Genomic DNA, 13,999 nt, shown 5'->3' on the forward strand with positions numbered 1-13,999 from the left:
ATCGTAGCGCGGGTGATAATCGTTCTCATGTAGGGTCGGGATGGTGATCGCCCTGCTCGAGTCCGCGCTGTTCGCGCCGTTCGGCGCCGCGTTCATGCTGCGCGCGCTGCTCGGAGGGGTGCTCGTCGCGGCCCTCTGTGCCGTGGTCGGAACCTGGGTCGTGGCGCGCGGCATGGCGTTCCTCGGCGAGGCGCTCGCCCACGGAATGCTCCCCGGCGTGGCGCTCGCGACCCTGCTCGGGCTGCCGCCGGTGCTCGGGGCCGCGGTGAGCGCGGCGGGCATGTCCGCCGCGATCGGCGCCCTGAGCCGCCGCCGGTTGAGCGACGACACCGCGATCGGCATCATCTTCGCCGGCATGCTCGCGCTCGGCGTGATCATCGTGTCGCGCTCGCGCAGCTTCGCGACCGACCTCACGGCGATCCTCTTCGGCGACGTGCTCGCCGTCCGCGCCGACGACCTCGCCCTCGTCGGCTCCGCCCTCGCGGCGACGCTCGTGATCGCTATCGCCTTCCACCGGCCGTTCGTCGCGCTCGCGTTCGACCCCGCGAAGGCGGCGACGCTGCGCCTGCGCCCGCGACTGGCCCGCACCGTGCTCGTCGGGCTCGTGACCCTCGCGGTCGTCGCGTCGTACCAGGCCGTCGGCACGCTCCTCGTCGTGGCCCTGCTGCTCGCCCCGGCGGCGACCGCGCGGCACTGGACCCACCGCATCCCGCAGCAGATGGCGCTCGCCGCCGCCCTCGGTGCCGTGTGGGCCTACGCCGGGCTGCTCGTCTCGTGGCACGCCGGCACCGCGGCGGGCGCGTCGATCGCCCTTACGGCCGTCACCGGATTCCTCGCCTCGCTCGCCCTGCGCCCCGCCGTGGTTGCCCTCCGGCGCCCGCGTGAGCATCCCGTTCCCGCTCCCCGACCCGGAAAGGTCATCCCGTGAAACGCCTGACGCCCGCTCTGCTCGCCCTGGCCGCCGTGACGCTCACCTCCGCGTGCGCGACGACCACGCCGGCGCCGGCGGACACCCCGTCCGCCGGCCACGGCTACATCCCCGGCGCGGAGGAGATGCCCGAGCCGCAGCTGCGCGTCATCACCGTCGACGACGACGGCTCCACCGCATCCATCGACCTGCTGACCGGGGACGAGGTGGACGTCGCCGACCTCGGTGCGCCGGGCGACATCGTCACCGACGGTCGGTTCGTGTTCGCCACGACCGATGCGGGCGTCGAGGTGCTCGACAGCGGCGTGTGGACACGCCCGCACGGTGACCACTCGCACTACTACCGCGCCGACTCGCGCCGCGTCGGTGTCGTGAAGGGCGACGGAGCGGCTCGTGTCGCATCCGACCGCCGCACCGTCGTGATCGCCTTCGACGATGAGGCCGTCGTGCTCGAGGCCGCCGCGCTCGCCGACGGCGGGCTGGGCGATCCGCGCCGCGTCGACCTCGACCCCGGCGCGGTCGCGGCGCCGTTCGGCGACCACCTCGTCGTGGGCGAGTCGGATGCGGTGCGGGTGCAGGATGCGGACGGCGCGGTCGTCGCCGAGGCGCCCTGCGCGGCACCCGCCGGGTCGTTCCCCACCCGCGCGGGCCTCGTCATCGGGTGCGCCGAGGGGGCCCTGCTCGTCACCGAGGGCGAGACCGCGCCCGTAGTCGAGCCCGTTCCCTACCCGGCTCCCGTCGTCGACGCGGACCGGGCGCGGGACTTCGCGGCACGGGCCGACCGCCCCTCGGTCGCCGCCCCGGCCGGCATCACCGGGGTGTGGCTGCTCGACGCGCGCGAGCGCGCCTGGATGCGCATCCCGACCGAGGCGCCCGTGATCGCCGCGAGCGCGGTGGGCGACGACGACGAGACGGTGCTCGCCGTCGACGCGACCGGGCGGCTGCTTGTGCTCGACGGCCTCGGCGGCACCCTGCTCGCCGCGACGGAGCCGCTCGTGGCCGAGTCGGTCGCCGACCCTGCGCTCGCGGCGGGGGTGACGCTCGAGGTCGACGCGCAGCGGGCGTACCTCAACGACCCCGCGGGCGGGCGCGTGCTCGAGATCGACTACCGCGACGGCGGACGCGTCGCCCGGGAGTTCCGGATGCCGCACACTCCGCTGTTCCTGGCGGAGGTCGGCCGGTGAACCGCGCGTGGGGCGCCCTGCTGATCGCGATCGGGGTCGCGGCCGGACTGGTCGGTTGCGACGCCGTCACGCAGGGCGGGCCGCGCATCGTGGCGACGACGAACATCCTCGGAGACGTCGCGCAGAACGTGGTGGGCGACGCCGTCGAGGTGGTCACGCTCATGCCGCCGGGCGCCGATCCGCACTCGTTCGAGATCTCGGCGCAGGAGGCGGCCATGCTGCGCGACGCCGACCTCATCATCTCGAACGGCCTCGGCCTCGAGGAGGGGGTGCAGCACCACGTCGACGCCGCGGTGGAGGACGGCGTGCCGACGTTCGTCGCCGGCGACCACGTCTCGGTGCTCGAGTTCGCCACCGACGACGCCTCCGGCCCCGACCCGCACTTCTGGACGGACCCGGCCCGCGTGACGGAGCTGCTGGGTCCGCTCGCCGACGCGATCGCCGAGCACGTGCCCGGCGTCGACGCCGTCGCGCTCGCGGAATCGGCCGAGGTGTACGCGGCGCAGGTCGCCGAGCTGGATGCGGACCTCGAGGCCGCCTTCGCCGCGCTGCCCAGCGAACGCCGTCGGCTGGTCACGAACCACCACGTGTTCGGGTACCTCGCCGAGCGCTACGACTTCGAGGTCATCGGCGCGGTGCTGCCCAGCGGAACGACCCTCGCCGCGCCGAGCGCGAGCGACCTCGAGGAGCTCGCGTCGGCCATCCGTGACGCGGGGGTGCCCGCGATCTTCGCCGACTCGTCGCAACCGGCCCGCGTCGCCGAGGTGCTCGCCGAGGAGGCGGGCGTCGAGGTCGAGATCGTGTCGCTGTTCACCGAGTCGCTGAGTGGCGCGGGCGAGGGTGCGGAGACGTACCTCGAGATGATGCGCACGAACGGCGAGCGGATCGCGTCGGCGCTGCGCTGATGATCGACTTGCTTAATGAAAACGCTTATCAATAGAGTCGGCATCATGAGACATTCCCGCACCGCCACCACCGCAGCCGCTGCCTTCGCGGCGGTCGTCGGCCTCACCCTCGCCGGGTGCGCCGCGACCGACGATGCGAACGAGCCTGCCGCCGACTCCTCGACCACCACCCCGAGCCCGCAGATCGCCCTCACCTACGACGGCGGGCTGCTCGTGCTCGACGCCGAGACGCTCGAGGTCGCCGGCGACCTGCCGATCGAGGGGTTCACGCGCGTCAACCCGTCCGGCAACGACCGCCACATCATGGTCACGACGACCGAGGGATTCCGCGTGCTCGACACCGGCGCCGGGATCGACGAGCCGGAGCTCACCGACCTCGTCTTCGAGGCGAGCGAGGCCGGCCACGTCGTCCGCCACGCCGACCGCACGGTGCTCTTCGCCGACGGCACCGGCGACATCACCCTGTTCGACACCGCGGACCTGAACTCCGACGAGCTGCCCGAGACCGAGACGGTGGAGTCGGAGGCGGCCCACCACGGCGTCGCGATCGAGCTCGAGGACGGCACCCTGCTGTCGACCATCGGCACGCCCGACTCCCGCACCGGCGCCCGCGTCCTCGACCCGTCCGGCGCCGAGATCGCCCGCAATGAGGACTGCCCCGCCGTGCACGGCGAGGGCACCGCGGCCGACGAGGTCGTCGTGTTCGGCTGCGAGAACGGCGTGCTCGTCTACACCGACGGCGCGTTCACCAAGATCCCCGCACCCGACGCGTACGGCCGGATGGGCAACGCCTACGTCACCGAGACCTCGCCGATCGCGGTCGGCGACTACAACTCCGACCCCGACTCCGAGGGCTACCTCCTGTCGGAGCTCACCCTCATCGACACGGTCGCGCTCACCTCGACCGTCGTCGACCTCCCCGAGGGCGTCGAGTACACCTGGCGCGGCGTGAGCCGCGGCCCGCAGGACGAGATCGTGCTGCTGAGCGCCGACGGCACCCTCAACCTTCTCGACGAGACCACCGGCGAGGTCACCGAGTCGTGGTCGGTCATCGACCCGTGGGAGAGTCCCGTCGAGTGGCAGGACGCCCACCCGGCCCTCACCGTGCACGACGGCATCGCGTACGTGACCGAGCCGGCCGCCGACCGCATCCTCGCCGTCGATCTCGCGACCGGTGAGACCGTCGCCGAGGGCGACCTGCCGGCCACCCCCAACGAGATCGCCATCACCGGCTGACCCTGACGCGTATGCGGGTGCACCGGTTTCCCGTCAGTAGACGCCCTCATCGCGGCGGCGAAAGGGCATCTACTGACGGGAAACGGCGATCCGGGGGTCAGTCGCAGAGCGCCGTGTCGACGGCGGCGTTCACCTGCTGGGCGAGGGCGATGGCGGACTCCTCCTCGGGCGAGACGGCACTCGGCAGCGCCGTGACGGCGACGGTCACCGCGCGACCGTCCTCCGTCGCCCCGTTGCGCGTCTCGAAGCCGGAGATGTCGCCGCCGTGGCCCCACGCCACGCCGCCACAGCTGAGCGGATAGCTCATGAGCCCCAGCCCGTAGCGGGCACCGGCCCAGAGGTCGTCGGCGGGCACGGTGGTGCGCATCTCGTCGAGCATCGCCGCGTCGAGGAGCTCGCCGTCGAGCAGGGCTCGCGTGAAGGTGTTCAGGTCGCTCGGGGTCGCGACGATCGCCCCCGCGGCACCCGCCCAGCCGGGATCCGTCTCGGTGATGTCGACCAGCTCGCCGTCGGCGTCGCGGTGGTAACCGCGCGGGTGCGGCTCGGGAAGGGTGCGCTCGCCCTCCGCCGGATACACCGTGTGCTCGAGGTCGAGCGGTTCGAGGATGCGGTCGGCGATCTGCTCGCGCAGCGGCCGCCCGGTCAGCTTCTCGATGAGCAGCCCCGCGACGGTGTAGTTGGTGTTGCTGTAGCTCCAGCGCTCGCCGGGGGCGAAGTCCGCCGGCATGGTGAGCGCGAGATCGATGAGGTCGCGTGCCGAGAGGTACCGGTCGCGGATGGCCAGCAGATCGGTCGCGAGCGCGGTCGTGTAGCTCGGCAGTCCGCTGGTGTGCTGCAGCAGGTTCCGCACCGTGATGCGCGAGGCGTCGATCCCGTCGCCGACGAGCAGCCCGGGCAGGTACGTCTCGATCGACTCGTCGAGGTCGACGAGGCCCTCCTCGACGAGTTGCAGCACCACGACGGCGACGTAGGTCTTCGTGTTGCTGCCCATCCGCACGTACCCGTCGGCCGGCACCGGCTCATCCGTGCCGCGTTCGGATGCGCCCGCGACGTACTCGGTGGTGTCGCCCCGGCCATCCGTGACCGTCGCGAGCGCACCGGGGAAGCCGTCGTCGACGAGCCCCTCGAGGCTGCGCTGCACCGCCGTCGACGACGCGGGCGGGGGTGAGCCGAACGCGCCGAACGCTCCCGCGAGGGTCGCGGTGAGCCCGATGGCGATAGCGGATGCGCCGACCGCGAGCGAGACCTTCTTCGTGCGAGTGTCCATGGGATGCCTTCCGTCCGTGGGGGATGTCATGCCTCCACCTTTCGCTCCCGCGGACGGGAGGGCACCGGCCGGGAGGAGGGGATGAGGACTAGCCGTTCGGCGGGGGACCCGCGCGCGCCGGAGATCCACGCTGGGGACATGAACGATTCCCCCACCACTGCGATCGCGGTCTCCGTACTGCGCAAGACGTACGGCTCGTACGCCGCCGTCGAAGACGTGAGCTTCGACGTGCCGCACGGCCGTGTCGTCGGGCTGCTCGGCCCGAACGGTGCAGGCAAGACCACCACCATGCGCATGCTGCTCGGCCTCGCCCGCCCCGACGCGGGTACGGCTCTGCTCGACGGCACCCCGTACCGGGAGCTGGCCCAGCCGGCCCGCACGGTCGGCGCGATGCTCGACGACGGCGGCCTGCATCCCGGGCGCACCGCCCGCCAGCACCTGACCATCTCCGCCGCGATGGCGGGCGTCGACGCCGCTCGCGTTCCCGCCATGCTCACGGAGACCGGCCTCGGTGCGGCCGCCGATCGCCGCATCGGCGGATACTCGCTCGGGATGCGCCAGCGCCTCGCCCTCGCGGCGGCGCTGCTCGGTGAGCCGGGCATCCTCGTGCTCGACGAGCCGGCGAACGGACTCGACCCGGCCGGCATGCGCTGGTTGCGTCAACGGCTGCGCGCCTTCGCCGACGCCGGGGGCGCCGTGCTGCTGTCGTCGCACGTGCTCGCCGAGGTGTCGAACGTCGCGGACGACATCATCGTCGTCGCCCAGGGCCGGATCGTGGCCGACGGCCCCATCCCGGAACTCACCGCCCGCTACGGCGGGGATCTCGAGTCCTACTACCTCGACCTCACGGCCGAGACCGCGGAGGTGCGCTGATGTTCGCGGCAGAACTGTTGAAACTGCGCACCGTCGCGGCGACCAAGATCACCATCGCGGTCGGAGCCGGCGGCCTGCTGCTGACGCAGGTGCTCCTCGTCACCCTGCTCCCCGCTCTCGCGAACGGCGCGCTCGGGGCCGACGTGGCGCCCTCCGAACTGGGCCCGACCGACCCGGGGACGGCCGCCTTCCAGTCCGGCGCGCTCGACATCCTCGGTGGCGGCTCCGGAATGGGATCCGTGGGCGCCGCCACGATCGCCGTCGTGCTGCTCGGGCTGTTCGCCGCGACCACGGACTACCGGTACGGCGGCATCGTCGCGACGGCCCTCGCCCAACCGCGTCGCACCCGCATCCTCGTCGGCAAGGCCGCGGCGACCGCCGTGACCGCGGCCGCGTTCGCGCTGCTGCTCGCCGTCATCACCGTCGCGGTGCTGCTCATCTCGGTGACCGTGCTGCCCTCGACGGGACTCGTGCTCGGCTGGACCGACATCCTCGCCACCCTCGGCCGCGGCGCGATCGTCGTCGTGCTGCTCGCCCTGCTCGGTCTCGCGGTCGGCGTGCTCGTGCGCAGCCAGCTCGCCGGAGTACTCGTGGTCGTCGCCCTGCTGCTGCTCGAGCCGATCGTGCAGGCGTTCGCGCAGCTGTTCGCCGGCGCGCTTCCCCTCTGGGCGCAACTGCTGCCGCTGTCGCTCGGCCGCGCAGCGATCGCCGGCGGCGACGGGGGAGCCGTGCTCCCGTGGGGTGTGGCGCTCGCCGCCCTCGCCGGGATCGTGCTGGCGGCGCTCGCCGCGGGTGCCGCCGTGCTCCGCCGGCGTGACCTGTGAGCCCCGTCATCGCTCCGGAGACCGGAGAATGAGCACATGAGAACCGACACCCGCCGGAGTCGCGCGACCGCGCGCCTCCGGCGGGTGATTCCCGTGCTCGCCGTGGCGGTGCTCGCCGTGGGCACCCTCGTCGCCGATGTCGTGGTGCGCGCGTCGCCCTCGGCGACGCTCGAGGACTACGTGCTGCCCGACGGATACGGATGGATGTGCGCCGTGCTCGTGCTGCTGCAGGCGGCCGTGCTGTGGTGGCGGGGGCCCCGGCCGGCGCTCGCCCTCGTCGCCACGACCGTGCTCGACATCGCGATCATGTCGCTGACCTCGGGCGAGCTCGGCATGGGGGCGATCGCCGTGATGGTCGCGGTCGTCGCGATCCGGCAGCGGCTCGACACGCGGCCCGCCCTGCTCTGGGTCGCGGCGTCGGCGGCGGCGTCGGCGATCGCCGGTGCGATCGCCCTCGCGTCGAGCGACGTCGTGCCGGGGGAGTGGTCGTTCGCCCTCGCTCTCACCCGGGTCGCCATCACCTTCGTCGCCCCCGCCCTCATCGCCGAGGTCACGATCTCCCGTCGGCGGATGCTCGAGGCGCTGCGGGAACGCGCCGCGCTCGCCGAACGCGATCGCGAGCGCAGCGCTCGCGAGGCCGTGCAGCAGGAACGCGCGCTCATGGCCCGAGAGCTGCACGACATCGCGGCGCATCACCTCTCGGGCATCATCGTCGGCAGTCAGGCCGCGGGTGCGCTCCTCGCCCGCGAACCGGACCGTGCGCGCGAGTACCTGCGCGGCGTGACGACTGAGGCGCAGGAGACGCTCGCCAACCTCCGTCAGACGGTGGGGCTGCTGCGGCCCGACCAGCAGGGCGAGCTCGGCCCGCAACCGGCGCTCGACCGGTTGCCCGAGCTCGTCGACGGGCTGCGCGCGTCGGGGATGACGGTCGTGTTCGAGCAGAGCGGCGAACCCGTGCCCCTCGGCCCGGTCGCCGAGATCGCGGCATACCGCATGGTGCAGGAGTCGCTCACGAACGCCCGGCGGCACGCGCCCGGAGCCCCGTGCGACGTCACCGTGCGCTACGGCTCGGATTCCGTCGAGCTCAGCGTGACCAACGCGCCATCAGGCGGGTCCGTGCCCACCGAGGGTGGCGGCAACGGTCTGCTCGGGATGCGGGAACGCGCGGCTCTCACCGGATCGACGCTGCACGCCGGCGCGACACCCGACGGCGGGTGGCGCAACGTGCTCGTCGTGCCCTACCCGTCGACGAACGAGGAGTCCGCGTGATCCGCGTCATGGTGGCCGACGACCAGAAGATCGTCCGCAGCGGCATCGCGGTCGTGGTGGGTGCCGCAGACGACATCGAGGTCGTGGGTGAGGCGAAGGACGGCTACGAGGCCGTGGAGTTCGCGCGCGAGCTGCGTCCGGATGTCGTGCTCATGGACATCCGGATGCCCGGCCGCGACGGCATCGAGGCGACCCGGTTGCTCTCCGCCGACCCCGACGGCGCCATCCCGGTGCTCGTGCTCACCACGTTCGACCTCGACGACTACGTGTTCGGGGCGCTCGAGGCGGGAGCGGCCGGGTTCCTGCTCAAGGGGGCCGACGAGGAGACGCTGATCGCCGCCATCCGCTCGGTGGCCTCCGGCAGCGGGACCCTCGACCAGCGGCTGACCCGGCGGGTGATCGCCGAGTTCGCCGCCCGGCGCCCCACCCCGCAGAAGCGCCGCGACGAGCTCGCGTCGGCGCTCACCGGCCGGGAGCTCGAAATCCTCGAGCTGCTGTGCGAGGGGCTCTCGAATCAGGAGATGGCGACGCGGCTGTTCATCGAACCGTCGACGGTGAAGTACCACGTCGCCGGGCTGCTCGCGAAGATCGGCGCCCGCGACCGGCTGCAGGCGGTCGTGTGGGCCTTCCAGAACGGGGTCGTCGCGCCGTCGATCGAGTAGGTGGACGGGGCGGAGTGGTTCCGGTGCGGGTAAAGTGCCGCCATCCGCGCCCGCCGGGCGGGATGGAGGGACGCCGATGACCGCCGCCGAAGGGAAGGGTTCCCAGGACGACTCGACTGCTCCCGCGGTGCGCTCCCCGACCATCTACGACGTTGCGCGGATCGCGGGCGTCAGTCACCAGACGGTGAGTCGGCTGCTCAAGGGGTATCAAGGCATCCGCCCGCACACCCGGGAACGGGTCGAGGAGGCGCTGCGCGAACTCGACTACCGCCCGAACATGACGGCGCGCTCCCTCGCCACCAACCGGTCGCACCGGGTCGGCGCGTTCACCCATGCGATCGCCGAGGTCGGACCGAGCCGCATCGTGCAGGGCGCGAGTGCCGGGGCGCGCGAGGCCGGCTACCTGCTCGACATCGTCGCCCTCGACATGGGCGACGAGGATTCGGTCGCCGAGGCGATCGGGTTGATGGCGACGCAGGACATCGCGGGCGTGCTCGCATTCGCGTCGACCGACGCGATGACCGACGCCATCCGGCACGCCGACATCCGCGTTCCCTTGATGCTCGAACTGGATGCGGATGATGCGACGACCGGGTATCGAACGGAGTTGCAGCGCGCGGTGTTCGACCTGGTCGAGCACCTGCGCTCTCTCGGGCACCGCCGGTTCTTCCACATCGCCGGACCTCAGGGGTGGGTCGCTGCCCGCAATCGGGAATTCGCCTACCACCGTGCGGTCACCGAATCCGGACTCGAGTCGCTCGGGGTGGCGCACGGCGACTGGTCTGCGGCCTCCGGCTACGCGGCCGCCGAACGCATCCCGCTCGAGGCGGGGGTGACGGCGGTCGTGGCGAGCAACGACCAGATGGCCCTCGGAGCCATCCTCGCCCTCATGCGCCGCGGACTGCGGGTTCCGGAGGACGTCAGCGTCACCGGGTTCGACGACATCCCCGAAGCCGCCTTCTTCGTGCCTCCGCTGACCACGGTGAAGCTCGACTTCGAGGGTCAGGGCCGCGCCGCGTTCGCACGCCTGCTGCGGGTGATCGATCAGACCAAGACGCCCGTGCCCGCCCAGGCGGGCGCACAGTTGCGCATCCGGGAGTCGAGCGGTCCGGCCCCCCGCTGACGGCCGCCTCGGGCTTCGGCTGCACCGTCTTCCCAGAGTCGGCGCCGGTGCTCGGACGCGCGGCGGGGTGGTGCCGCACCCGATGTGAACGTGAACAGCAATGTGGTCAAGCCTCTTGTTACCGGTAACAAATGCGGCTACGGTTCCCGTATCCGTCGACGACGACGGATGACGACGACAACGACGGGGTTATCGATCAGCATGGCAACGGCTTCCGCCTTCCGCCCGAAGGGCATCCTGTTCGGCGCCGCCTACTACGCGGAGTACCACCTCGAGGACCGGGTCGATGTCGATCTCGACCTCATGCGCGACGCCGGCTTCACGGTCATCCGGGTGGGCGAATCCGTGTGGTCGACGTGGGAGCCGCGAGACGGAGAATTCGAGCTCGACTGGCTTCAGCCGGTGCTCGACGGCGCTCACTCGCGCGGGATCGCGGTCATCCTCGGCACGCCCACCTACGCCGTGCCGCCGTGGCTGCAGTCCGCCTACCCCGAGATCGCCGCCGAGCGCCGCACCGGCGAGCGGGTGCCGTGGGGAGCCCGCCAGGAGGTCGACTACTCGCACCCCGCATTCCGGTTCCATGCCGAGCGGATCATCCGCGCGGTCGTCGCGCGCTACGCCGACCACCCCGCCGTCATCGGCTATCAGGTCGACAACGAGCCGGGAATGGAGCTGTTCCACAATCAGGGCACGTTCCAGCGGTTCGTGCGCCGGCTCGCCGCGCAATACGGCGACGTCGAGACCCTCAACCGGGAGTGGGGGCTCACCTACTGGTCGCACCGCATCGCGGACTGGTCGGAGCTGTGGCGGCCCGACGGCAACTCACTGCCGCAGTACGACCTCGCATGGCGTCGCTACCAGGCGGACCTCACGACCGAGTTCATCGCGTGGCAGGCGGGCATAGTGCGCGAGTACGCGCGCGACGGCCAGTTCGTCACGACCTGCATCGCCTACCCGCGGCCCGCACTCGACGACGAGGCGCTCGTCGCGGATCTCGATGTGACCGCCGGCAACCCGTACTACGCGATGCAGGACCACCTCGATGCGACGATCGACATTGAGCCGGTCACCCCGTGGACGACCTCGGGCGTCGCGGCGCTGTTCCGGCAGGCCGACCGGATGTACTCCTCCAAGCAGTCCCGGTTCCTGGTGACCGAGACGGACGCGCAGTCGATCGGCGGCCCGGAGTTCAACCTCCCGCCCTACCCCGGGCAGCTCCGGCAGGCCGCGCTCGCCCTCGTCTCCCGGGGCGCCGCGATGATCGAGTACTGGCACTGGCATACCCTGCCGTACGGCACCGAGACGTATTGGGGCGGCGTGCTGCCGCACAGCCTCGTGCCCGGCCGGGTCTATGCCGAGCTCTCGCAGCTCGGCGCCGATCTCGCCGCGATGGGCGATACCCTCGACGGCTTCGAGCCCGATGCCGATGTCGCCATCCTGTGGTCGAACGACTCGCGCTTCGCGTTCGAGTTCGCCCCGCCCCTCGCCGACGCCGACGGACGGCCCGACCGCATGGCGTACCCCCGCATCGTCGACGCGTTCCATCGCGGCGTCATCGATGCCGGCGCCCAGGCGCGCTTCCTGCACGCCGCCCAGGCCCGCGCGCTCGGCGCCGCCGCGCTCGCCGACCGATTCCCCGTGCTCATCGCGCCGGCGTTCTACGTCGCCACTGACGACGACCTCGACCTCCTGCGTGAGTACGCCGCCGCGGGTGGGCACCTCATCACGGGGATCCGCACCGGCTATGGTGACCACGAGGCCCGCGCGCGGGTCGAAGTCGCGCCGCCGCGACTGGCCGAGGCGGCCGGTGCGCACTACGAGGAGTACTCGAATCTGCGCGACGACGTGCTGATCGAGGGGGAGGGCCTCGCCGTCACGGAGGGCGCGCGGGCGACGCTGTGGGCCGACGGACTGCTCGTCGATGGCGCCGAGGTGCTCGCCCGGTACCGGCACCCGCGCTTCGCCGGGTTCCCCGCCGTGACGACGAACCCGCACGGCCACGGCCGAGTCACCCTCGTCGGCACCGTGCCCTCGCCCGCCCTCGCCGTGGACCTCATCCGCTGGGCCGTCGAGGCGCCGATCGCGGATGCCCTCGCGCCGGAGCGCGCCCTGCCGGTCACCGTGTCGTCGGGATCGCTGCTCGACGGCCGCCGCGCCTGGTTCCTCTTCAACTGGAGCTGGAACGCCACGACGGTCACGCTCGCGAGAGAGGTCACCGATGCCGTCACCGACACCCGCCACCCGGCGGGCACCGAACTCCCCCTCGCCCCATGGTCCGCGACGACCGTGATCGACGGGTGAGGAGACCGGACCCCGGTCTCACCCGAAACAGGACAAGGAAGAAGGACATGAGGAACGCACCAAGAACAGCACTGGCGCTGGGCTCCGGCATCGCCGCCGTGACACTGCTCCTCGGCGGATGCACGACCGGCGCAGACTCGGGCGGCTCCGGCGGTCCCGTCACGCAGGAGCAGATCGACGAGGCGCTGAAGACCCCCACCGAGCTCACCTTCTGGACGTGGGTGCCCGACATCGAGAACGAGGTCGCACTCTTCGAGGAGAAGTACCCCGCGATCGACGTCACGGTCGAGAACGTCGGGCAAGGGCTGCCGCATTACCAGAAGCTCCGTAGCGCCCTCGAGGCGGGCGAAGGGGCGCCGGATGTCGCGCAGGTCGAGTACCAGTACATCCCGTCGTTCGTGCTCACCGAATCGCTGCTCGACCTCTCCGACTACGGCGGCGACGACCTCGCCGGGGATTACGTCGACTGGGCCTGGAACCAGGTGTCGCCCGGCGAGGAGGTGTGGGCGGTTCCGCAAGACGTCGGGCCGATGGGCAACTTGTACCGCGAGGACATCCTGACGCAGGCGGGCATCACCGAGCCGCCGGCCACGTGGGAGGAGTACGCGACGGCCGCCCGGGCCGTGAAGGACTCGACCGGGTCGTACATCTCGAACCTCGGCGCCACCCAGGCCGGCCAGATGATCGGGTTCTTCTGGCAGAAGGGGCTCAAGCCGTTCGGCTACGACGGTGAGGAGACGGTCACCATCGACGTGAACAGCGATGAGGCGAAGGAGGTGGCCGACTACTGGACGCAGCTCATCCAGGACGACCTCGTCTCCACCGACGTGGACTTCAACGACCAGTGGTACCAGGGGCTCGCGAACGGCAAGTACGCCGGCTGGCTCACTGCCGCGTGGGGACCGGTGTTCCTTCAGGGCACGGCCGAGAGCACCTCCGGGTTGTGGCGCGCGGCGCCGCTGCCGCAGTGGTCGGAGGGCGAGAACGTGTCGGGCAACTGGGGCGGGTCAGCCGACGCCGTGCTCGCCACGAGCGAGAACCCGATCGCCGCATACGAGCTCGCGAAATTCATCAACAACGATGAGGAGTCGGCGATGAAGCTCGCGACGGAGCAGTTCCTGTTCCCGCCGCAGCAGTCGGTGCTCGACGACCCCGAGTTCACCGACCTCGAATCCGAGTTCTACGGCGGTCAGCAGGTCAACCAGCTGTTCTCCGAGATCTCCGAGACCGTCGACACCGAATTCCAATGGCTCCCGTTCATGGATTTCGCCTACTCCTCATACGAGGAGACGCTCGGCACAGTCATCGCCGCTAAGGGTGACATCTCCGCAGGGCTCGACGAGTGGCAGGACGCTCTCGTCGGCTACGCCGAGAGCCAGGGCTTCACCGTCGAGTGAACGCCGGGTCGCCCGCCCCAGGGCGGGCGA

General features: G+C 71.7%; 12 protein-coding genes. 11 read left to right on the forward strand and 1 reads right to left on the reverse strand.

All coding sequences use genetic code 11. The features are described 5' to 3' along the window. The first annotated feature begins 40 nt into the window (after window positions 1-40). The 4 genes from aztB to aztD are packed head-to-tail and all read left to right on the forward strand — an operon-like array spanning window position 41 to window position 4,253. A complete protein-coding gene (gene aztB / locus CLV46_RS00365; RefSeq protein WP_100362961.1) occupies window positions 41-928 on the forward strand; it encodes a zinc ABC transporter permease AztB in 888 nt (295 codons plus the stop codon). Continuing rightward, window positions 925-2,112 (forward strand): ABC transporter, encoded by a 1,188-nt coding sequence (locus CLV46_RS00370; RefSeq protein ID WP_100362962.1) that lies wholly within the window; start codon window positions 925-927, stop codon window positions 2,110-2,112. Before aztB ends, CLV46_RS00370 begins: the two co-directional genes overlap by 4 nt. Then, window positions 2,109-3,017, forward strand: coding sequence for a zinc ABC transporter substrate-binding protein AztC (gene aztC, locus CLV46_RS00375; protein ID WP_100362963.1), 909 nt, complete (start codon window positions 2,109-2,111; stop codon window positions 3,015-3,017). Before CLV46_RS00370 ends, aztC begins: the two co-directional genes overlap by 4 nt. A gap of 45 nt (window positions 3,018-3,062) precedes the next feature. After that, a complete protein-coding gene (gene aztD, locus CLV46_RS00380) occupies window positions 3,063-4,253 on the forward strand; it encodes a zinc metallochaperone AztD (RefSeq protein WP_100362964.1) in 1,191 nt (396 codons plus the stop codon). A 97-nt stretch (window positions 4,254-4,350) separates the two neighbouring features. On the opposite strand, the gene CLV46_RS00385 is transcribed toward aztD, so the two are convergent. After that, entirely contained in the window at window positions 4,351-5,520 is a 1,170-nt protein-coding gene (locus CLV46_RS00385) for a serine hydrolase domain-containing protein (RefSeq protein WP_100362965.1), read from the reverse strand. A 138-nt stretch (window positions 5,521-5,658) separates the two neighbouring features. Here CLV46_RS00385 and CLV46_RS00390 point away from each other — a divergent pair, with 138 nt between their 5' ends. The 7 genes from CLV46_RS00390 (at window position 5,659) to CLV46_RS00420 (ending at window position 13,969) form a co-directional block, all read left to right on the forward strand. Beyond that, window positions 5,659-6,393, forward strand: coding sequence for an ABC transporter ATP-binding protein (locus tag CLV46_RS00390; protein WP_100362966.1), 735 nt, complete (start codon window positions 5,659-5,661; stop codon window positions 6,391-6,393). After that, window positions 6,393-7,217 carry a hypothetical protein gene (locus tag CLV46_RS00395; RefSeq protein ID WP_100362967.1) on the forward strand — a complete coding sequence of 275 codons (825 nt, stop codon included), beginning with the start codon at window positions 6,393-6,395 and terminating at the stop codon, window positions 7,215-7,217. The genes CLV46_RS00390 and CLV46_RS00395 overlap by 1 nt, the downstream gene beginning before the upstream one ends. 36 nt (window positions 7,218-7,253) lie before the next feature. Continuing rightward, window positions 7,254-8,486 (forward strand): sensor histidine kinase, encoded by a 1,233-nt coding sequence (locus CLV46_RS00400; protein ID WP_100362968.1) that lies wholly within the window; start codon window positions 7,254-7,256, stop codon window positions 8,484-8,486. Beyond that, window positions 8,483-9,148: a response regulator transcription factor gene (locus tag CLV46_RS00405; protein ID WP_100362969.1), complete on the forward strand. Its 666-nt coding sequence runs from the start codon at window positions 8,483-8,485 to the stop codon at window positions 9,146-9,148. The genes CLV46_RS00400 and CLV46_RS00405 overlap by 4 nt, the downstream gene beginning before the upstream one ends. Before the next feature lie 76 nt (window positions 9,149-9,224). Beyond that, on the forward strand, window positions 9,225-10,271 hold the full coding sequence (locus tag CLV46_RS00410) for a LacI family DNA-binding transcriptional regulator (protein ID WP_100362970.1): 1,047 nt from the start codon (window positions 9,225-9,227) through the stop codon (window positions 10,269-10,271). Between the two features lie 201 nt (window positions 10,272-10,472). Beyond that, window positions 10,473-12,572, forward strand: a complete 2,100-nt coding sequence (locus CLV46_RS00415; RefSeq protein WP_100362971.1) for a beta-galactosidase — start codon at window positions 10,473-10,475, stop codon at window positions 12,570-12,572. A 47-nt stretch (window positions 12,573-12,619) separates the two neighbouring features. Then, on the forward strand, window positions 12,620-13,969 hold the full coding sequence (locus CLV46_RS00420; RefSeq protein WP_245866402.1) for an ABC transporter substrate-binding protein: 1,350 nt from the start codon (window positions 12,620-12,622) through the stop codon (window positions 13,967-13,969). Window positions 13,970-13,999 lie beyond the last annotated feature (30 nt).

It is taken from the genome of Diaminobutyricimonas aerilata (assembly GCF_002797715.1).
Taxonomy (GTDB): Bacteria; Actinomycetota; Actinomycetes; order Actinomycetales; family Microbacteriaceae; genus Diaminobutyricimonas; species Diaminobutyricimonas aerilata.